Raw genomic sequence first — 20427 nt, 5'->3', positions numbered from 1 at the left:
CCCATGAGCTTATTTCCCATCCCCTCAAAACCCATCGGCCTTGCCAGCGACCATGCCGGCTACCCGATGAAAGAATATATCATCAGCCTGTTTAAGGAACAGGGCATCCCTTATACCGACTTCGGTACTTATGGTACACAGAGTGTCGATTATCCCGACTTCGGCCATCGGCTGGGGGAGGCCATCGACAGCGGAGAATGCGACAAAGGCATTGCCATTTGCGGTACGGGCAACGGTATCAATATGACTTTAAACCATCATAAGCATGTAAGAAGCGCCTTATGCTGGAATACAGAAATTGCCAAACTGGTCAGGATGCATAACGATGCCAATGTATTGACTCTGCCGGGCAGGTTTATCACAGAGAAAGAAGCATATGATATGATCGAAGTCTTCTTTAATACCGATTTTGAAGGGGGGAGGCATCAGGGAAGGATTGATAAGATTAACTGCTGAATATGAAAAGACCGGATTGTCAATAATCCGGCCTTTTCATATTTAGTATTTATAGTTAATATCTGACAGATAGTGAGATGCTTGTAGGTGTTATTTCCAGCCCTCTTTGGTCGGGATTACTTTTTTGATAGTACCATCGGTATTATAGTACAGTTTATCGACGCAGATCGAACGAAGGTTGCCTTTTCCTGAAAGTGAACTGTCATGATAGAATGCATACCATTGCCCTTTATATTCGACTATTGACCCATGGTTTGTATCGCAGTCGGTAGGGTCCATATATACACCCTGATATTTCCATGGTCCTAACGGGCTATTACTGGTTGCATACTTCTTGCGGTTGGCTCCGGGGTTATTGTCCGAATATGAGAGATAGTATGTCCCGTTATATTTGTGTACCCATGTAGCTTCATGGAAATCATCAAGACCGGTCATTTCCTGTAGTTTACCATCTAATTCTATCATGTTGTCTTTCATTTTGGCGCCTTTGCACCGGCCTCCACCACCATAGTAGAAGTAGACTTGTCCGTCATCATCGGTAAAGACACAAGGGTCGATCATGGCAAAGTTATCTTCTCCTAAGTCGATATATCCCTGTACCTTGAAATCACTGGCGGGTTTCTTGCTGGTTGCGATCCCCACTTTCCATGTTTTGTTCCACTCCGTTCCGCTTGGGTGAGGAAAGTAGAAGTAATACACACCATCTTTATAGGCGCAATCCGGTGCCCACATAAAACCTCCTTCGGGCCTTCCCCAAGGCACTTGACTCGAACGTAGTATTTCGCCGTGGTCTACCCAGTTTATCATATCATCAGTAGAGAATACATGATACTGATCCATGAGGTCGCACCCTCTTGGTGGCGCTATATCGTGTGAAGCATATACATACAGGCGACCGTCGGCCCATACACGTGCTGAAGGGTCGGCTGTGTACATGTGTCTGATAAATGGGTTCTTTTGAGTATAAGCATTACCTGAAGCCAATATGAGTGCTATAAAATAGATGGATAGTATTATCTTGTTCATTATGAGGTTTTTTTGTATGTTATCGTTATTTTCAGTCTTCTTTGGTCTGTTTTACCATCTGGATTGTTCCGTCCTCATTATAGTATAGCTTATCTACGCAAATGGAACGGAGCCAGTCGTTGAACTCACCGTTTTTTAGAGATAGAGAACTATCATGGTAGAACGAATACCATTGTCCTTTGTATTCCACTATCGACCCATGATTTGTGTAGCTGTTGGTCGGCTCCATATAGATACTCTGATGTTTCCATGGACCGAGCGGACTGTTGCTGGTAGCATAGCGCATTCTGTTATCACCTTTTACTCCGTCGTTCCAGTTGTCATCGTGATTATCGGAGTATGACAAGTAATAGATGCCATTGCGTTTGTGTACCCATGCTGCTTCATGGAAATCATATAATCCTTCCATCTTTTGCAGCTTGCCGTCTACTTCCATCATATTGTCTTTCAGTTTACCTGCGAGGCAGACACCGCCTCCACCCTGATAAATATAAGCCTGTCCGTCATCGTCAATAAATACATTGGGGTCGATATGAGCTTCCATACCTTTTACATATCCTTGCACTACGAAGTCTTTTGCAGGGTATTTACTTGTGGCTACGCCTATTTTCCAGCTTTTGCCCCAATTCGATTCACTCGGATGCGGGAAGTAGAAGTAGTATGTTCCATCTTTATAGACGCAATCCGGAGCCCACATAAATCCACCCTCGGGTCTGCCCCAAGGCACCTGACTGGAACGAAGTATCTCGCCGTGGTCTACCCAGTTTACCATATCGTCGGTAGAGAATACATGGTACTGGTCCATCAGGTCGCAACCTCTCGGCGGAGCAATATCATGCGATGCATATACATACAGGCGGCCGTCGGCCCATACACGTGCCGACGGGTCGGCGGTGTACATATGTTGTATAAACGGATTTTTCTGACCGGAAACATTATTAGATAACAGTATGCACAAGAATAATCCGAATAATGGATAAATGGCTTTAGCTTTACAAAGAATAGAGTACTTTTTCATTTCTTTAATATGTTATTAAGTTGCATAATTATTCAGTCAATCGAAGATATTTTTGTTGGTATAAGTCGAACTCTTTACGGGTATTACTTTGATTCGCAGGATGGATACCAGATTCTGGTTTGCATCTTCACTCAGATAAACAGGAGGGATCTTGACACCGCCTACTCCCTGCATGGCTTCGTCTCCTCCTATATATTTTGAAGTCTTCCATTCCCCGTTTACAAAGTAGCCTTCCCTGATAGTTCCGTAACTGATACCCGGCAATGATTTTACTTTAGACCGGAATGATATATCCGCTCCGTTTCCGGCAATTAAGAACTCATCTTCGGAAAGCCTTATTACCAATCCATAACCCAGATAAGGATAATTGTAATGGATATTGATCTCATAATCTCCAAAATCGATTTTATCGGACTTATTATCCTGTTGCATGAAACCTTTCATTTTACCCGATCCATGCTCTTTAGCAATCAGGGGAATCAGGTTGTTCAATACATGATAAGCATCTTTCAGCGGATGCTTATCGTCATAGATAGCGTTGTCAATGGCAAAGGGAGAGAATCCCAAGGCGTTAAATTCGCTCAAAGTATAGAATGCTTTAGCCGGTCCACTCCACTTTTCCCCGCGCCACAGGGCGACAGCTTCAGGAACAAAGACCGGATTACCATTTCTGTTGTATTGCTTTAGTTGGGATATATAGTCTTCATTATAGTTGTCTATCGCCAGAAAGTCTATAGACGGAGCTGCACACTGGTATATATCCAGCATCCGGTGATTAGGACCTCCACTTGGATAGTTTCCCGGTACCGGATCGCCCGGATAGATGGTCCATGCGTTTACAAACATAGGAATGGCATATTCTTTTTTCCCACTGGCGGCAACCTGCTCTACGAATCTGGCATAATACCATCCCATGAACATTTCATCGGCAAGTTTCTGATTCTCATTCCCGAATAGCGAGAGCCAGTTTCCCCGGGATTTCTTCCCGTTGGCTTTCCATTGCCCGGCTATCTCGGGTAGGATTTGTTTTTCATTCTTTTGGAGATATTGAACCAGTTCGCCGGGCACCTCTTTCGTAAATAGTCCGTTCGCCTTATCAGAACGGTCACGGCTATCTCCCAGCAGACCCATTTCGTTTTCTATCTGCATCATAAGCACAGTATGTTCTTTGCCGTCTATTTGCTTAATGAAGTTCATTAAAGCACCGAATACTTTGCTGTCGGCTTTTATCAGGTTCTCGCTGAAATTTGAAAGGAACGGACGGTTCTCCCCTTTGTCGTTTTCCATTCGTGGAAATCTCCCGGTATTTCTCATCACCCAATGCGGGGCATATCCAGAGGAGCCGTTTTTCCAGCTACCGAACCATAAAAAGACAAGTTTTAGATCATGCCGGCGGGCTTCTTTGATAAGACCCTCTACAATGGAAAAGTCATATTGGCCTTCTTCCGGTTCTATTTGTTCCCATGCTATGGTTGCCAGCACTGTATTCAGGTTGAGCGCTTTTAACTGGTTCCATTTTGGGGCCATGCTTTCCAGCGTAGAAGCGCTGGAGTTCATCAGTTCGCCGGCAAGCATTATATATGGCTTGCCATTTACAATGAGTTGGGTAATATTGTTTTCATTCTTCTTTAAATGAGGAATATCCTGTCCCCATATTGATCCGGCTGAGAATAGATATATAAATATGAAGATTATGGCTTTTCTCATTTCGCTGATTGATTGCTATTGGCTTTTAATATGAAGTCTACTATCGGTGCAGGATTGGGGAAACTATGCGGATGATGTTTAAATCCGTGTTTCATCATTACGGTAATATCACCGCCCAGGGCCTTGATCTTCTCTTCAAAGAGAAGTGTCTGGGTAGGTGGTACCGCTTCGTCCTGATCGGCACAGAGTACCAGTATCGGATATTTTCCTTTCACTATTTCCTTTACCTTATCTGTAGGGCTACCTTTGAAGTTGCGGATATCATCCTTCGTTTTCAGTCCGTATGCGGCCATAAAATCCCTTGTCATTTCGCCTAAGTCGCCTTCCCTGTCGGCCAGATAGCGGCAATCGAGCAAAGGATTATCTACGTATATACAGCTTATCTTGTCGGGATTGGCTGCTGCCCAGCAGAATGAGTACATGGCTCCGCGGCTCATGCCTTCCATGGCGCTCTTTCTGGATAATCCCGCTTTGGTCAGTATCTTATAAAAATCAGACCAGATAGATAATGCTTCCTGATTTCCCATCAGTTCGGCCACATCACAATAGACCAGATGGAATCCTCTTTCGAGCAGGGCTATGTCTGTCTGAGGTTCGTGTGCCCAGAAGCGGGTGCGCCAAATCCATGGTTTGCCCGGTGCGGCTTCTTTGGGTTTTACCACTTTGCATTCACGTCCTCTTAATTTGAAGTCGGCACATATATATCCTTTAAAATCGCTGATAGAATATGGCTCTTTTATATTTTTAAGTATATCAAAAGCTTTATCCCTTTTTAGTACAACTTGTTCATACAATCTTTTGGCTATTATAGCGGAGCCTTCATCTTCAGGATGTATATTGTCCGGCATGAGGTCTTTTCTATTGATAAGCAATGAATGCATATCCAATACTTCTATGTTTTCTTCATAGGCAGCCTGTTGAAGTCGTGGGATTATTGTGTTTACCAGTACTGGATCCCATATTTGAGTTGTATCCGGTTCAAATGAAACGAAAGGCAACATCAATATCACACGCGGATCGGACGGCAGGTTTTTGAAAGACCTGATCATATCGATACAATCATTTTTAATATCGTCCATGTAAACCCTGTTCTGCAACTTTGCGTCATTGCCGCCTAAATCGATGAATACAATATCAGGATTGCTGGCGAGGGCTTGTTTGTACTGCTCTGTATCCCAATATGGAAAGTCACCTTTGCGTAACATTGTACGGCTTCCGAGCCCGAAATTGAGAACCTCATATTCATTGCCAAGTAAACGTCCTAATTGTGCAGGATATGAATCTTTTTGGGGGTCGGTGGTGCGGGCACCCTCTGTGATACTGGCACCTATACATGCAATTCTTTTTTGTGCATGAGTAGAAACCGTTATTAATAAACAGAATAAGAGACAGATAAATTGCTTCATTTTGTAACAGTTATTGTTTGAGTCAAATGAATGTTTTTAGATGAACTTCCTACCATTATTTCAAATTCTCCGGGTTCTACTACGCGTTTCATCTCAGCATTTATCAAAGACAAATGTTCCGGGGTTAAAACCAATTTTACATCCTTGTTTTCTCCAGCTTTAAGGAATACATTGGCAAAGCCTTTAAGTAACTTCACAGGAGTGGCTACACTGCTCACTTTATCGTTAATATATAGCTGTACTACTTCTGAGCCGTCTACATTTCCTGTATTTCTCAAGTTGATAGTAACAGTGATATTATCAGTCGTTCTCGGATTTTCCGGTTGTATGCTTAATGCAGAGTAAGTGAAATTGGTATAACTAAGCCCATAACCGAATTCGTACAGAGGGTCACCGTTTCCGTCCACATACCTACGGCTGGCCGATGGCTTCTTCGAATAGTAAATAGGTAATGTGCCCTGTTCTTTGGGGAAGCTAACCGACAATTTTCCCGAAGGATTATAATCTCCCCACAATACGTCAGCAATGGCATCTCCTCCCGCTTCGCCCGGATACCATGCCTGAAGAAGAGCGTTAGAATTTGCAGCTATTTCCGTAAGTACTAGCGGGCGGCCTGTAAGCATAACGGTTATTACTGGTTTGTTGGTTTGTTTGGCAGTTTTTATAATATCTAAATCTGCCTGATGCGGGTATAGGTTTTGCCTGTCGCGGCTTTCTCCCACTTCGCTGTCGGTTTCTCCGATTACCACAATAGTGACATCGGAAGCAGCTGATGCTTGTGCAACATCTTTGAATAAAGAGGATGAAGTAATCTGTGTCATTCTCCATCTAAGGTTTACAAAAGCAATATCCTCCAACTCGGCATATTCCAATCGTATAGACACCGGCTGCCCGGCTGTCATATTTATTTTCTTGTTGATGGTTTGCTTTACTTTATCGGTACCCCAGCAGTCGATAAACAGTTCATTGTTCAGATAAACACGTGCATAATCATCCGCATTCAGGTAGAACTCATATTCGCCTGTTACAGGTGCTGTAATATAACCGTTCCAACGTACAGAAAAGTTGTCTGAATTTACTCCCGGCGCAGGGCTCAGATTGTGCCAGTATACAGACAGATTATCATTGACGGAACTATAAACAGGATTACCTCTGAACTCAATATTGTTAAAGAATTCTGTATCCAGGCCATTTTTATCTGCAGTTGATTTTGGCGTTAAAGCACTGGGTGGTATATTAGAGAAACGCTCGGATATATCGCTGTTTACGAAATTGATTTTCACATTGTCTCCAAATCTTTTTTTCAGGGCCTGATACACTGTTACACCTTTTGCCCCGGCAGGAGAATAACCTCCTAATGAAGATACATTGGCTAAGTTGCCTACGAGTGCTACCGATTTTATATTTTTCTTTAGAGGGAGTACATTCTCTCTGTTTTCCAGTAATACAATTGATTTACGGGCAGCTTCAAGAGCCAGTTTTTGATGTTCTTCGCGATGAAATACTTTCGCTATTAACGATTCATCCGTATATGGATTATCAAAAAGTCCAAGTTCGAATTTTACCCTCAATACACTTCCTACTGCCCTGTCCAGATCTTTTTCAGCTAGTCTACCATCTTTCACAGCCTGTACAACTGTATTCTGAAATACATCGTGAGGATAATCATAAAACTGCATGTCCAACCCGGCAGATAGCGCATTTATAATAGCTTCTTCTCCCGATGCAACAGTATGGTGGTCTTTATATTGTTTTGCAATCGCTCCCAGGTCGGAAACGACAAAGCCATCGAAACCCCATTCGTCACGTAATATGGTTTTCAGTAACCACGGGTCGGCAATAGCAGGAACTCCATCCCGTTCGTGATAGGCCGCCATAATCCCTTTAGCCTTAGCTTCGGTAACGGCCTTTTCGAATACATAAAGATGTGTGGAACGTGCTTCCCGTTCACCAATAAAAACGGGCGAAGTATTTACTCCCCCTTCGGGAATACCGTGTATGGCAAAGTGTTTTGGTTCGGCGACAACGGTATTATTATCTTTCAGGCTGTTTCCCTGCATTCCTTTTATCAGGCTGACAGCGTAACGTGACGAGAGATAAGGGTCTTCTCCGAATGTTTCTTCGGTACGCCCCCATCTGATATCGCGAGCCAGATCGAGGTTAGGCCCCAATACGAAATGCACGCCATGTGCCCGGGCCTCTGCGGCAATAGCTTTTCCTATATTATTCACTAGTATCGTGTCCCATGTGGATGAATTGCCTATCGGGGTGGGGAATGTAGTCGCTCCCTCGCCCTGATAACCGTGTAATGCTTCTTCTATGAAGATCACCGGAATGCCTAAGCGGGAGTTTTCTATTGCGCGTTTTTGCACTGCGTTGGCTATTGCTGCTGTTTTAGGATAGAAATCATGTATAGACCCGATGCACATGGAATCGATAAAATAGGCCGCCTCCTTTTCTTTAAGTTTATCGGGACCATCCAATATATCATTCGCAGAAAGCATATCGAGTTGTGCAGCTTTTTCTTCTAATGTCATTCGGGAGAGCAGGTCGTTTACTCTGTCTTTTACAGATGCATTTGGATCTTTGTAACGTGGCGTGTCTGAACATCCTGCACAGAGGAATAACGAAAATACTGCGACACAGATGTAATTCATCTTTTTCATGGATATAATTTTAATTAAGGATATTTAGTCGATTTTTCTTAAATCAAAAGTATTTCTACTCCATTAAAATAACCTTAACAGGAACATTAAGACACGCTTAATTACGCATTAATACTACATTTTAACGTTGATTTCTTTTCCATCAAATACAATAAGGTGGTCAGCTTTGTCTGATGAAGATTCAATACTTTTTCCAGTTGGCAAAAGTGTAATTCTGAAAGTCCGTTTAGATAACATACCCGGAAATTCTCCTTGTCTTGCACCTATGGTAAGAGTCTGGTTTGTATCATCCCACTTCATTCTGATTGTGGAATAAATGCCTTTCTCATAATTGTAATTATTGTTTTCGTCTTCGTATAAAACAAATTCGGCATCAGCACCCGGATAAATGAAAATATTGAGATCATCCCATTTCTTTTCCTCTGCATATTGGACTTTAGGTCCCCATGGAAGTATCGAACCTGCTTTGATGTATAGAGGAATAATATCTATAGGGGCGGCTTTGCTTATCTCCTGTCCTCCTTTGATTTTCTCTCCTGTCCAGAAGTCATACCAGTCGGCGCCTTTCGGCAGGTACACTTTTTGTATTTTTGCCGCGCTGAAGTCGGCGACCGTCCTGCCGTCCCGTGTACGGTTTACATACATAGAGTCGGTTACAGGTGTTACGAGGATAGATTTTCCGAACAAGAACTGGTTGTCTATGTCATATACCTTCGGGTCTTTTGCAAAATCCATCATTAAAGGCCGCATCATCGAACCGGAATTATCCGTAATGTCATGTCCTGTCGAATACATATACGGCATCAGGCTATAACGCATATTGATATATTTCTCCTGTACGTCGAAGGCCCAGTCCCCTTTCTTTCCGAACTGATAGATTTCCCTCGGGGTGTTTGTCCCATGCGAGCGCATCATTGGCGTGAATGTTCCGAATTGCAGCCAGCGTATATACAGTTCGTGAAAAGCGATATCTTTAATTCCTTCGGGATATGCCCTGCCTGCCCAGAAACCGCCTATATCCGTATTCCAGTAAGGAATGCCACAAAGAGAAAAGTTCAATCCTGCCGGAATCTGTTTACGCAAGGTGCTCCATCTGGAATCGATATCCCCCGACCAGGAATTTGCGCCGTAACGTTGCTGCCCGGCAAAAGCCGAACGGGTGAAAATATACACGCGCTTATCCGCAGTTGCTTTTCGCTGGTTATCGTAAACACCTCCGACAGAAACGATGGGGAAAGCATTCGAGAAATCCCTGTAAGCTCCCAGATAAGTAGCTCCGTCGAGAGTTTCCCCGTTAATATTATCTTCCGGCTCCGTAGCATCGAGCCACCATGCGTCCATGCCTAACGAAAAGAGGTTCTTATTCATGTAATCCCAGTATATTTTCCGGGCTTCGGGGTTGAATGCGTCATATACCCTTACCCCGTTGTTGTGAGGGTAAGTATCGAAGTTCAGCAATAGTTTCCTTTTCTTCAGATCTTTGTGGATATTGGTATTCGGACCGAAAGACGGCCATACCGATATAGCCACATGTGCATTCAGACCGTGTATATCTTCCACCATTTGCTTGGGATTTGGGAAGGCCGGATTTCCGAATTCGACAGCGTTCCAATGCGTATTATCGGTACTCCAGTATTGCCAGTCCTGTATGATGCCGTCGAGAGGAACTCCAAGTTCGCGGTATTTCCTCACAGTGCCTACCAGTTCATCCTGAGAGGTGTAACGTTCGCGGCTTTGCCAGAATCCATATGTCCATAGCGGGAACATAGGCGCCTGTCCTGTAAGGTCGCGTATTTGTGCGATAGTGCCGTCTGCATCTTTCCCATACATAAAGTAGTAATCGATGCACTTGCCTGAGACCGATGTAAATGACATCCCATCAAAGGAGTCTTTATATTCGGTTTCTGAATAATTATCCCAGAATACAGCATATCCTTTTACCGAATGGATAATAGGAACAGCAATCTCCGTATTCATCTGACGCAGGCGTACGCTTTTTCCCCGCTGATCCATATATCCTTGCTGGTGTTGTCCCAGTCCGTATATGGCCTCCTGCTTGTCCAGCAGGAAGGTTTGTTGAATCTCACAGGTTTTTCCGCTTTTGTATTGTTTCTCTGTAAAGAGAGAAGAAGAGCTTTTTTCCGCAATGAATGGACGGGTGTCCAATCCATTGAATTGTACGTCCCCTGTCGTCAGGTTGAGGGTGACAATTACTTCAGAAGATGAAAGGGTAATTACATTATTAAACCTGTCTGTTTTAAAATCAGTCTTTTCCGGTATCTTTATTACTGACAGACTTTTTTTATTAATCTTCCCGGTTTTAGGATATTTCAATACCCTGACAATCTTAGGACTATAGAATTGTAACTCAATCGTAGTCTGGCCGACTTCAGTTTTTACGCCTTGAGATGTTTGCTGATAACTTTGTGCGCTCAATCGCGTACACAAAGCTACCAACATAAGGAATATTATAAACTTGTTCATGTTCTGTTGTTATTCTGTTCCTAGATTTCCAACTATATAGGTATTCTTTGCATTATTGTTTATGCGGACTTTCCCCTTAATGGTATTTTCGCTGACAATGGCGCGCTGTACGTCTTTACTGATAGTAATCTGCGGACTGTCGTGCATAAAGTCGCATCCACGTACTACGATAGAGCCACCGTTTACCTGTATTGCACTTCTGTTTTCCTTGTTTCTGTCCCATTGTACGAAAATACAATCTGAGAAACCGACAGTTCCTTCACCGTTAATTTTGGCAATCTGATTACAAGGGCCCCAGAACGCACTGTTTACAAAACGTACATTGCCATGGTTCGCATTGGTTACTTCCACCATTGTAGGGTCATCGCCATTCAGGGCAACAAATTCGGCGTTGGTGATAAGTATTCCGTAAGCCGCGCTTTGTTCTACTTTTACCGATGTGTGGCAGGCATCGGCACCTATTCCCAGGAAGTTCCCGTTACATGAGCCGGTACTGCCTTGGCTAGCTCCGAATTTATATCCTACATTGTATCCGAAACAGAAAGTATTTATCACATAGTGCCAGTCGGTGCGCTCAAAAATGAAAGCTTCGCCATGCTCCCTTTGCCAGTTGTAAAGAGTCGGTTTCATGCTCCACCATGGATTCCAGTGTACATTTTCAATACGGCCTATGTCATAGATGGCATCTACATATATACCTCTGCGGAGTGGTTGCCCGCTGATATTGCGGATAAGGGCGCGTTCGTTATGCGATGCGTCGATAGCATTATAAGGATTGAGCATTTCCACATCGAGAAGAGCCGGATTTTTACCTTTCATAGCTACTCCCCACGGATAAGCGTCGGGTATTTTATCCGGGTCTTGCGATGGCCAGTACATGACTATCCCGCGAAGCGTACTGTTTGTATTGATTGTTATAGCAGGAGTACCGTCGAGGTCTTTCCCTTTATTTCCTGTGATGAGTAGGGTGGTGCCGTCATCGCCCGGTTTGGGTAGTCCGGCGTTGCGGATACCATTATGCGATGGTACCGATTCTATCGACCCTTTTAAGGTAACAGCTTGTGGAATATTCAGCGATCCGGCGATCAGATACGTGCCATTAGGCAAATAAACTGTCCCACCTCTTTTACCGAAAGAGTTCATCGCTTTTTGAATAGCATCAGTGTCGTCTGTGATTCCGTCCGCTTGTGCTCCGAAATCCTTAGCAGAAACAACGTCAACAGACTCCGGATAGGGTTTGATATCCGCATCCTGTTGTTTTTTACTTAATCCTTGTGCCGACATGCTTGTTATACCAAGGATGAAGAGCAGTGTAAATATTATTTTTTTCATAATAAATAGAATTTATTGAACTTTATTTTTTGTGATATATATCTTCTTTCCTTTATTAATACCATTTTCATTAAATGAGTCTATGGAGAAATAATACTCCGAATCGCGGTTGAAGAAACGTCCTTCGAAGAAATTACCGGAATATATCATTGCCGCATTTTTCAACTGGTCCTTTTTTACTCCCCATCGAAGGATGTAACCGTTTGTATCAGAGGTTTTATCCCAATTCAGCCTTATTATTCTCCTATCTCCGGTATCTCTTTCAATGCGGATATCGGGAACCCTCTCCGGTAGTTTTCCATGTCCGTTCCCAAATATCCTGAGATCATATAATGAGAAATTTCCGGGTACATCTTTTGTGTTTTTTATGCGGATATATCTCGTTTTCTGTTGATTATCCAAAACAATAAGCTCGTGTGACATATCCTTATTGTTGGAAGTTCTGTCGACGATTGTTTTCCAGTCGTCGCCGTCGTTTGAACACTCTATAATGTACTGATAGGAATATGTTTCGGGGGCTTTCATCGTGAAGTTATGATCTGCAAAATTTATCTGAACTGCATTTACGGTCATTGGTTTTCCCAAATCGGTTTGTAACCATTCCCCCGGTTTGCCCGAAGCGGCTGCCCACCATGTTTCTACTTTCTCATCATTGGCTTTTGCCGGCTCATATCCTGTCAGGGAAGAAGATGCCGTAATTGTTTTACCGTAGGATAATATATTCCATGACAGAGAGCAGTCGTTTTTCTCCATATCTATTTTTTTGTCGGGAATGTAGAAAGGGTAGTCGGAGAGCACAGTATGCGAATGCAACTCATCATCAGATGACATATAAGCGGGGAATAATCCTATTCTTCGTTCAAACATATGTCTTACCGAGATAGTCATGGTAGCCACATGCCAGTAATTTCCGTATTTGTCCCTGAATGTATGTCCGTGTCCTGCACCGCCGATAAATCCTCCGGGTTTGAAAGAGAACGGGCTGCTTTCTACATAAGTGTACGGACCCAGAGGATTATCAGATATGTATAACCCATCGCCATAAATGCGGTATTGAGTCCCGGGTGCAGCATATTGCAGGTAGTATTTACCTTTGTATTTGATGATACAAGGGCCTTCGTTCCATCCGGTGCGGGTTTCTTCATTATTTACTCCCGGTACTTCCCATCCGTATTTATCTCCGTTATGTCTGATAAGTACAACGGCTTCGCCTATTTCTTTAAACCCGTTGTCAGGGTCAACCTGAACGCCCATAATAGGATCTACATCGGAGCATCCCCAGTAAAGATAAACCTTTCCGTCATCGTCCTTGTAAAAAGCAGGATCGGTCATTCCATGACTGAACCGGCTGCCCGCATCTACCCAGTTGCCTTCATCGGGATTGGTAGTCCTGAATATTTTAGGAGCACCTGAACCCAGATAATACAGCGCATCGTTGTGTACAAGAACGGTGGGCGCGTAGCCTTCAATGGTTTCAATAGATTTACACGGAATATAAGTCCATTCGCTTAAATCGGGGGAACTCCAGTAGCCCCCCGACTTAGAGGCGAATAAGTAGTACTTTCCCTTAAAGTATTCTATCACAGGGTCGGCAGCTTCCCTCCGTGTCGGATCATCGAACTGGAATCGATAATTCAGATTGAGCGGGTTCGCTATAATCTGCCTGTTCTTTCCGTTAGTCTGACTTTTAGAAAAAGGACTGTAAAGAATAAATAAACCTAAAAAAAATAATATATACGGATGTATTTTATACATGCTTTTATAGTTTAATCATAATTTCTCGGCTGAAGGCGGAACGTCTTTTGCTCCCCAGTTCCTGTTTGGTTTATTGCCCATAACCAGTATAAGTTTACCTCCGTTTTCTATATCAGAATGGCTGAACCATGCTTTATCCCAGTCTTTTCCGTTGAATGTTGCCGACTGGATGTATTTATTATCGCCAGAATAGTTTTGAGCCTCGATTTCGAATACTTTACCATTGCTCATTGTCATTTTGGTATTTGCGAAAAACGGACTTCCTATATTATACACAGGCATTCCCGGGGTTACAGGATAGAAGCCCATCATAGAGAATACTACAAAAGCTGAAGTACCGCCGCCATCTTCGTCACCGGGCAGACCCATAAGGTCGTTGCGGAACCATTGGTTTATCAGTGTGTGGATGCGTTTTTGCGTTTTCCACGGCTGCCCGGCATAGTTGTACAGGTACGGAATATGAAGGCTCGGCTCGTTTGCCATCGAGAACTGTCCCACATTGCCTGTATGATCGGGTAGCTGTCCGTAAAATTCAGGTTTACCTTTACCCAGCGGTTCTACGAAAGTACGATTCAGATTAGCGATAAATTGTTCGTTGCCGCCCATGAGACTGATAAGGTCGGCAACATTGTGAGGTACATCCCAGCGGTAAACCCAGCCATTATTTTCCCCATAGTAATCGCGCGCACCCATTCCACCAGAATAGCGGTAATCGAATGGTTCGATGAATTTCCCGTTTTTATCTTTAGGATGGAAGAATCCTGTTTCGGCATTGTATACGTTTCTGTAATTATATGAACATTTCAGGTAATAATCGGCTTCTTCTGTTTTGCCTAGTGCTTTTGCTATTTGAGAAAGGCACCATTGGTCGTAAGACGTGCCAAGAGTGACGGCGATAGGCTGACGCTTCTCGAACGAATTTACGTTCTCTACAGTTTCCTTCTCTCCCGGATACAAAGCAGGAATATAGCCATGTTCTTTATAGAACTCGTCGAGCCATCCGGCAGGCGCGCCTGACCACGGAATTAGTGTTTTTTCTTCTATACCTTTTTTACAGGCGATATATGCTTTTTCAAGGTCGAAGCCTTTCAATCCTTTTGTATAACCATCTATCACGGTGGCCACGGCATGATTTGAATTCATCCGGCGCGAGTCTCCGGTTATTTCCGGGAATGTAGGCATCCAGTTGGTACCCATCTGTTCGGCCATCAGCAGGTATGAATTGATGATATCTACTTCTGTTTTTGCTTCGGTAAGTACGCGTAGCGGGTGGGTTGCTCTATAAGTATCCCAAATCCAGTCGTCGGTATAGAAGGGTTTGCCTCCGTCTTCGTGTACTTTACCATCGAAGGCGCTGAAATAGTGCCCGTCTTCACTGATGCAAACCGGACGTTCATAACAACGATACAGAGATGTATAGAATACAGTTTTCTCTGTATCGTCGTTTCCATTCACCTTAATTTTACCTAAAACCTCATTCCAAATCGCGCGTCCTTTGTCGGCGAGTTGTTTTACGTTATAATCTTTTTGTTCCCTTTTCAGGTTGTTCTTTGCTTGTTCTTCGCTGATAAACGAAATACCATAGCGAAGGTTTATTGTTTGTGCTTTGTCTCCGTAATATAGTACAACAAAAGCATTGTCTCCCTCAACCTGTCTTTGGCTTTCGTCGATGGCATTGTCTTTCCATGTGCCGGATTCTACAGGAGTTTGTTCTGTTTCCAGATATATATATACGTTAGTATTATTTTCCAGTTTTTGATATCCGCTGACAGCATTGCCCTCTACTTTTATTGCTCCATTTTTGGAATTCAATATAAGATAAGCCGGTGTTTCGGATTTTGAAAAGTCAATCTGGTAGATAGCCGATTGATGCGAAGGTGCATATTGGATATGCGTTTGCTGATCGTCGAGGTCTACTTCGTAGTAGTATGGTTTCAGCTTTTCTCTATCGTAACTATACGCCATGACAGGCTTTATGTCTTCTTTAGCACCTTGATAAGGGCTAAGGTTGAAAGCCGAACGTCCTCTGTGGCTGGTTACAATCAATGGCAGACCTTTGATATTATCGCCTGTAAAATCGGCCCGTTCGGGATATACCCTAAGCATACTGTTTGGCAGATGAATGGTAGGGTAGGTGGGTACAAGCAGATGACTGATGTTGCCCATATAAGGATTTACATAGTCGACCGGCTGTTTATTTGCACTACCATTATTTATAGATGTACAAGCTGATAAAATAAGGATGCAAATGAAGAAAAATACATTACTGATTTTCATGATAAGTAATTTATTAAGTTGATATTTTTTACAAAAGCAAATAAAAAGGATACCAACTAATAGATAGATTAATTTTAGATTAAAAAAAGACTTAATTCGATCGATTTATTAGAAAACGAATAGAGAATTAAGTCTTTTTAATTATAATTTTTGTCTGCGAGTCTGTTTCACCTCCTGTATAGTCCCGTCAGAATTGTAATACAATTTATCTACGCATACCGAACGAAGAGTTCCCTCTCCGGATACATCCGAGGTATGATAGAAAGCATACCATTGGCCTTTGAACTCAACGATAGAACCGTGACTGGTGTCGCAAGTAGTCGGTTGCAGATAAATACCTTCATATTTCCATGGTCCCAGCGGTGAATTGCTTGTTGCATACCTCAAACGATTAGCCCCCGGATTATTGTCGGCATAAGACAAGTAATAGACGCCATTTTTTTTGTGTACCCAAGCCGCTTCGTGAAAATCACTCATTCCCGTCATTGGTGTCATTGCTCCATCTAACTTAGTCCAGTCATCTTTCTTTAATTTTCCACCATACATTCTGCCTCCGCCACCATTGTAAATATATGGTTGTCCATTATCGTCTACAAATACGCATGGATCTATTTCAGCAGACATACCTTCTACATATCCCCGTACACGGAATTCCTTATCGGGATATTTGCTGGTAGCTACACCGATACGCCAGGTACTATTCCAATTGGTCGCATTGGTGGGATGGGGGAAATAGAAATAATATGTTTCATTGGCCGGATTGTACACGCAATCGGGAGCCCACATAAAACCTTCACAGCCCCAACCGGCTTGTTTTCGCACAGTGGCTGCATTCATGATCTCGCCATGATCTGTCCAGTTGACCATATCTTCTGTCGAAAACACATGATAGCGGTCCATACGGTCGCATCCCTGTGCAGGTTCCATGTCATGCGATGCATATACATAAAGTACTTCTTTTCCATTAATGTTCCATACACGTGCTGAAGCATCGGCTGTATACAGTGGACCTTTCAACCAGCTATTATACATTGGCGACTCAAAGTCTACAAACAGAGGATTGGCCATCGCTTTAGTGACAGGATAGGTGAAAGAATTGGACAGTTCCTCTAAATCTCCTGTGCGTGTAAATACAAACTTATCCACATTGCCGGGGGTACTACCGAAGTATTTCAGTACATGTTTCCCCTTGGTCAACTGGATGTTTGTAGCTGTTGTTTTTTTAGAGAAGTCCGTCCATCCACCCTGAGGTATAGTTATGCTCCGGCTTGCTCCACGCCCATCCACTTCAAAATAGAAACTGCCTTCCGAGCCATCTCCTTTTACACAATAGGTGTCGATAGAATAAGTCCCGGCTTCGTCCACCTCAATTGTATAACAAATCCACTCACCAGGCTGTACTTCACCTATATAATATCCACCCGATGCTCTGGCATCTCCACGTATATCAACTGCATGTCCGCTTCTATAACCGTCAGCAGTTTTGGAATCACTTTCGTAGTAAGCGACACCATTCACTCCTTCGTCGAAATCTTCGGCTTCTACTGTCCCAGGCACATGATGAGGCCCTTGATAGGCGGTTCCTTTATAGGCATTAAGAAACGCCTCTGTGTCATAATCCAGATCATTATCATAGACATAAGGACCATCCGGCTCGGAGGGTGTGGGAGGAGTAACTTCCGGAGGCGTTTCCTCCGGAAGTTTCTCAGGGGTCTCTTTACTATCACTGCACGACGCAAAGAGTAATGCAATGATCAGACTTCCTGTTTTAACCAGATTTATTAATAATTTCATAAGTCTTATTTTCTGGCAGGCCAGGTAGATTTCAAAGGGATTTCTCCGCGCAGCATCTTTTTGCCTTCTGCAGTGAGCCACAGATAGTGGTCGGTAGGCAGATTGTCTTCGATACCTGTGAAGGTAACATTGAGTTCCGAAGCTTTTTTGCACCAATCATTTCCTGTCAGGCCTTCTACCATAGTGGAAGTCATTCGATACCCACCATTCTGGAACACCACATAATAATCCTGATCTGCTGTATTACCCGGTACCTTCGATTGATTGAGGCATTTATAAATAGCCGTGCCTTCATCTATTTCATCAAACATAGCAATGTAGAGCATCTGAGCTCCCGACTTGATACCATGATACATCTGATTCCAAAGGAACGTACCACCCAGGCGCGGTTGAACTGTGTTATTCGGATGCATATTGCGGTCGGCAGAGCCGGGGAAACAAAGCGGAGCATAGTCTACTCCATTCTCTTTACACCATTTGACATCTTGCTCAATTAAACTATGGAAGTTCGGAAAATTATTATTATCATAACGACCCACAAACCACGGCATGATCACTTTGGCAGCTTTGATCAGATCGTGTAATTTAGCATCAGGTAAAGCATCGTTCCGCCTTTCGCGCCAGTAAGTAGGAACACCCAACATAATGTTGTAGCCCATTTCCTTCAATCCATTCATCAATCCTTCCACATCGGTAAGACTGTAAGGCCGGCCGTCATTGAAACCTACACCCCACAAAGTAATCAACGGCTTGCCGTCATGGTAGAGGTAGTATTTCTGTTTGGCTTCCCTATTCAGTAACTGATATTTGTCCATGATAGCTTTTGCATCGGCCAAAACAGCAGCTGTAGTGTTATTCTTATTAGGCTCGTATCCACCCAAGTCGTACATTACGCAGATGGCGCGCTGATAAGTGTTAGACCCTTTCATGGCAGACTCCAGTACTTTATCGAAATGAGTCTTTCCATCATGGTTGTTTATTACCTCACCCACAAATCGTTGCATAAATACTCCATCGAGACCGTATTCCTTCATCCATTTGAAATGGAGCAATACGCTCGATTCATCATAAGCGCTATATACGGTAGCCTTTTCTCCATTGGGATAGAAAAAATGTTCTGACCGACCGGGTGTACCATCGTCTCCGGGTGTATACTGAACTGTATATTCGCTCATATCCGGCCAGAAATCGATTTTGTTTCGTAACACGCCAGGCTTAAACATGTCATTCTCCCGATAGTGATACCACTCGGTATTTGCATGGTCGGCATGTGGACATCCGTCTCCGGGTGCGCCAAACCATCCTTGATAACCAGCCATCACCAATCCCCGGTATGTATCGAAAGGCTTGCCGTCCTCATGCGGGGCAAAGCCAAGGTCGTTATATACCTCTTCTACAGGTGGATTCGGCTTCGGATCCGGCTCTATTGCGGGTGGAATATAGTCGTCATCTCCGCTGTTACAAGAGGTTGCGAATAATAACAGACCTCCCAATAATATCTTGTTTAGTTTCATATATTTCATCTTTATCATAAATATTAGTTTGTTATAAATTTTGAATAAATAGCTGTAATATATCAATATATACAAGCACTTTTCATTGTCTATTTGTACCCGGCCATTTACTCTATTTAATAACGAACCATTGTAAAAAGTAAAGAACCGGGAGAGAGTCTTTCTTTTTATGTCATCCCTCCCGGTAACATTTTGAGAATAATCTAAATCACCTTATATTACCTTTATTTACTCGGGATTTCAATCATTTTGATCTCTGTATAATTATATTTCTGTTGAGTATCATTTACTCTGGCACCCATACGGGCGAAATAAATATAACCAGGTTTGACAGGTAGCCTAAAGCTATAAACCTGGCTCTTCCCATCTTGTAACTTAGGTATGTTTGCCCAGCTTGTCATGATGCTTTTCCAATATAGAGGATCGCCATTAGCGTCTTCCGGGGTGTTATAATAACTGATCGAATTGCCGGCACCACAGAATTGATTCAAGCTAAGAAACGGCCTGATATCCCTGATATTTGGCAGTCCCGTTTTGATAGGAGCGTCGAAACGGCACGACATTGTCAGTGAATCATTGACATATTCCATTTGGAAATCAAACATTGTCAGGTAAGGGGTCACTTCAAAATTTTGTTCTAACTTCTTTCCAATCCCTACCCGTATTGTATCGCAAGGCCACCAAGCTCCTTCGGGAACTACGTCATATGTACCTTTGAAGAGCTTCGTATTATTGAAAGTTCCATCCTGTTTCACGGGGATATCCTGATTAGCGGGATTGAGACTATAACTCTTCTCCCATATACGGATACGATTTTCACCCTGATCGGCAAGAATATTCTGGCCCGTAGTCGAATCGATAATACGTCCGGTGAAATGGGCATCAGGTTCATCAAAGTTATCAACTTCCATACACGAAGTTGCCAACAGTGCCGACACGCCCACAAGCAGACTATATATTACTTTTTTCATATTCAAGTATTTTAGTTCATT

General features: G+C 43.1%; 13 protein-coding genes. 1 reads left to right on the top strand and 12 read right to left on the bottom strand.

The window, feature by feature from the left end:
* Positions 1-3: 3 nt before the first annotated feature.
* On the top strand, positions 4-456 hold the full coding sequence (locus IR083_RS08990; RefSeq protein ID WP_194224039.1) for an RpiB/LacA/LacB family sugar-phosphate isomerase: 453 nt from the start codon (positions 4-6) through the stop codon (positions 454-456).
* A 90-nt stretch (positions 457-546) separates the two neighbouring features.
* Here IR083_RS08990 and IR083_RS08985 read toward each other — a convergent pair whose 3' ends face one another.
* From IR083_RS08985 to IR083_RS08930, 12 genes are all read right to left on the bottom strand, one after another.
* A complete protein-coding gene (locus IR083_RS08985; RefSeq protein ID WP_006798889.1) occupies positions 547-1482 on the bottom strand; it encodes a family 43 glycosylhydrolase in 936 nt (311 codons plus the stop codon).
* A 31-nt stretch (positions 1483-1513) separates the two neighbouring features.
* Positions 1514-2500, bottom strand: coding sequence for a family 43 glycosylhydrolase (locus tag IR083_RS08980; RefSeq protein WP_006798888.1), 987 nt, complete (start codon positions 2498-2500; stop codon positions 1514-1516).
* A gap of 36 nt (positions 2501-2536) precedes the next feature.
* Positions 2537-4207, bottom strand: coding sequence for a DUF5597 domain-containing protein (locus IR083_RS08975; protein ID WP_194224012.1), 1671 nt, complete (start codon positions 4205-4207; stop codon positions 2537-2539).
* Complete coding sequence (locus IR083_RS08970; protein ID WP_194224011.1) at positions 4204-5613, bottom strand: GDSL-type esterase/lipase family protein; 1410 nt, start codon at positions 5611-5613, stop codon at positions 4204-4206. Before IR083_RS08970 ends, IR083_RS08975 begins: the two co-directional genes overlap by 4 nt.
* Positions 5610-8279 (bottom strand): beta-glucosidase, encoded by a 2670-nt coding sequence (locus tag IR083_RS08965; RefSeq protein ID WP_194224010.1) that lies wholly within the window; start codon positions 8277-8279, stop codon positions 5610-5612. Before IR083_RS08965 ends, IR083_RS08970 begins: the two co-directional genes overlap by 4 nt.
* Positions 8280-8393: 114 nt before the next feature.
* Positions 8394-10763 carry a TIM-barrel domain-containing protein gene (locus IR083_RS08960; protein WP_194224009.1) on the bottom strand — a complete coding sequence of 790 codons (2370 nt, stop codon included), beginning with the start codon at positions 10761-10763 and terminating at the stop codon, positions 8394-8396.
* Positions 10764-10772: 9 nt separating this feature from the next.
* A complete protein-coding gene (locus IR083_RS08955) occupies positions 10773-12095 on the bottom strand; it encodes a glycosyl hydrolase family 28-related protein (RefSeq protein ID WP_194224008.1) in 1323 nt (440 codons plus the stop codon).
* Positions 12096-12107: 12 nt separating this feature from the next.
* The gene (locus tag IR083_RS08950) at positions 12108-13850 is read right to left on the bottom strand and encodes a family 43 glycosylhydrolase (RefSeq protein ID WP_194224007.1); all 1743 of its coding nucleotides are present in this window, start codon (positions 13848-13850) and stop codon (positions 12108-12110) included.
* A 15-nt stretch (positions 13851-13865) separates the two neighbouring features.
* Positions 13866-16127 (bottom strand): GH92 family glycosyl hydrolase, encoded by a 2262-nt coding sequence (locus tag IR083_RS08945; RefSeq protein ID WP_194224006.1) that lies wholly within the window; start codon positions 16125-16127, stop codon positions 13866-13868.
* 141 nt (positions 16128-16268) lie between these two features.
* Positions 16269-17921, bottom strand: coding sequence for a family 43 glycosylhydrolase (locus IR083_RS08940; protein WP_194224005.1), 1653 nt, complete (start codon positions 17919-17921; stop codon positions 16269-16271).
* Positions 17922-17926: 5 nt separating this feature from the next.
* Positions 17927-19435, bottom strand: a complete 1509-nt coding sequence (locus tag IR083_RS08935) for a glycoside hydrolase family 71/99-like protein (RefSeq protein ID WP_148401852.1) — start codon at positions 19433-19435, stop codon at positions 17927-17929.
* 224 nt (positions 19436-19659) lie between these two features.
* Positions 19660-20406, bottom strand: a complete 747-nt coding sequence (locus IR083_RS08930) for a DUF3823 domain-containing protein (protein ID WP_044215629.1) — start codon at positions 20404-20406, stop codon at positions 19660-19662.
* Positions 20407-20427 lie beyond the last annotated feature (21 nt).

The sequence above is a fragment of the Dysgonomonas sp. GY75 genome (genome assembly GCF_015234155.1).
In the GTDB taxonomy this organism is placed as follows: domain Bacteria; phylum Bacteroidota; class Bacteroidia; order Bacteroidales; family Dysgonomonadaceae; genus Dysgonomonas; species Dysgonomonas gadei.
Note: the sequence above shows the minus strand (reverse complement) of the source record. Positions and strands in the feature narration are given on the sequence as shown.

Coding starts and splice junctions, on each gene's coding strand:
- IR083_RS08990 (WP_194224039.1), top strand. CDS start 4: ATGAGCTTATTTCCCATCCCCTCAAAACCCATCGGCCTTGCCAGCGAC.
- IR083_RS08985 (WP_006798889.1), bottom strand. CDS start 1,482: ATGAACAAGATAATACTATCCATCTATTTTATAGCACTCATATTGGCT.
- IR083_RS08980 (WP_006798888.1), bottom strand. CDS start 2,500: ATGAAAAAGTACTCTATTCTTTGTAAAGCTAAAGCCATTTATCCATTA.
- IR083_RS08975 (WP_194224012.1), bottom strand. CDS start 4,207: ATGAGAAAAGCCATAATCTTCATATTTATATATCTATTCTCAGCCGGA.
- IR083_RS08970 (WP_194224011.1), bottom strand. CDS start 5,613: ATGAAGCAATTTATCTGTCTCTTATTCTGTTTATTAATAACGGTTTCT.
- IR083_RS08965 (WP_194224010.1), bottom strand. CDS start 8,279: ATGAAAAAGATGAATTACATCTGTGTCGCAGTATTTTCGTTATTCCTC.
- IR083_RS08960 (WP_194224009.1), bottom strand. CDS start 10,763: ATGAACAAGTTTATAATATTCCTTATGTTGGTAGCTTTGTGTACGCGA.
- IR083_RS08955 (WP_194224008.1), bottom strand. CDS start 12,095: ATGAAAAAAATAATATTTACACTGCTCTTCATCCTTGGTATAACAAGC.
- IR083_RS08950 (WP_194224007.1), bottom strand. CDS start 13,850: ATGTATAAAATACATCCGTATATATTATTTTTTTTAGGTTTATTTATT.
- IR083_RS08945 (WP_194224006.1), bottom strand. CDS start 16,127: ATGAAAATCAGTAATGTATTTTTCTTCATTTGCATCCTTATTTTATCA.
- IR083_RS08940 (WP_194224005.1), bottom strand. CDS start 17,921: ATGAAATTATTAATAAATCTGGTTAAAACAGGAAGTCTGATCATTGCA.
- IR083_RS08935 (WP_148401852.1), bottom strand. CDS start 19,435: ATGAAACTAAACAAGATATTATTGGGAGGTCTGTTATTATTCGCAACC.
- IR083_RS08930 (WP_044215629.1), bottom strand. CDS start 20,406: ATGAAAAAAGTAATATATAGTCTGCTTGTGGGCGTGTCGGCACTGTTG.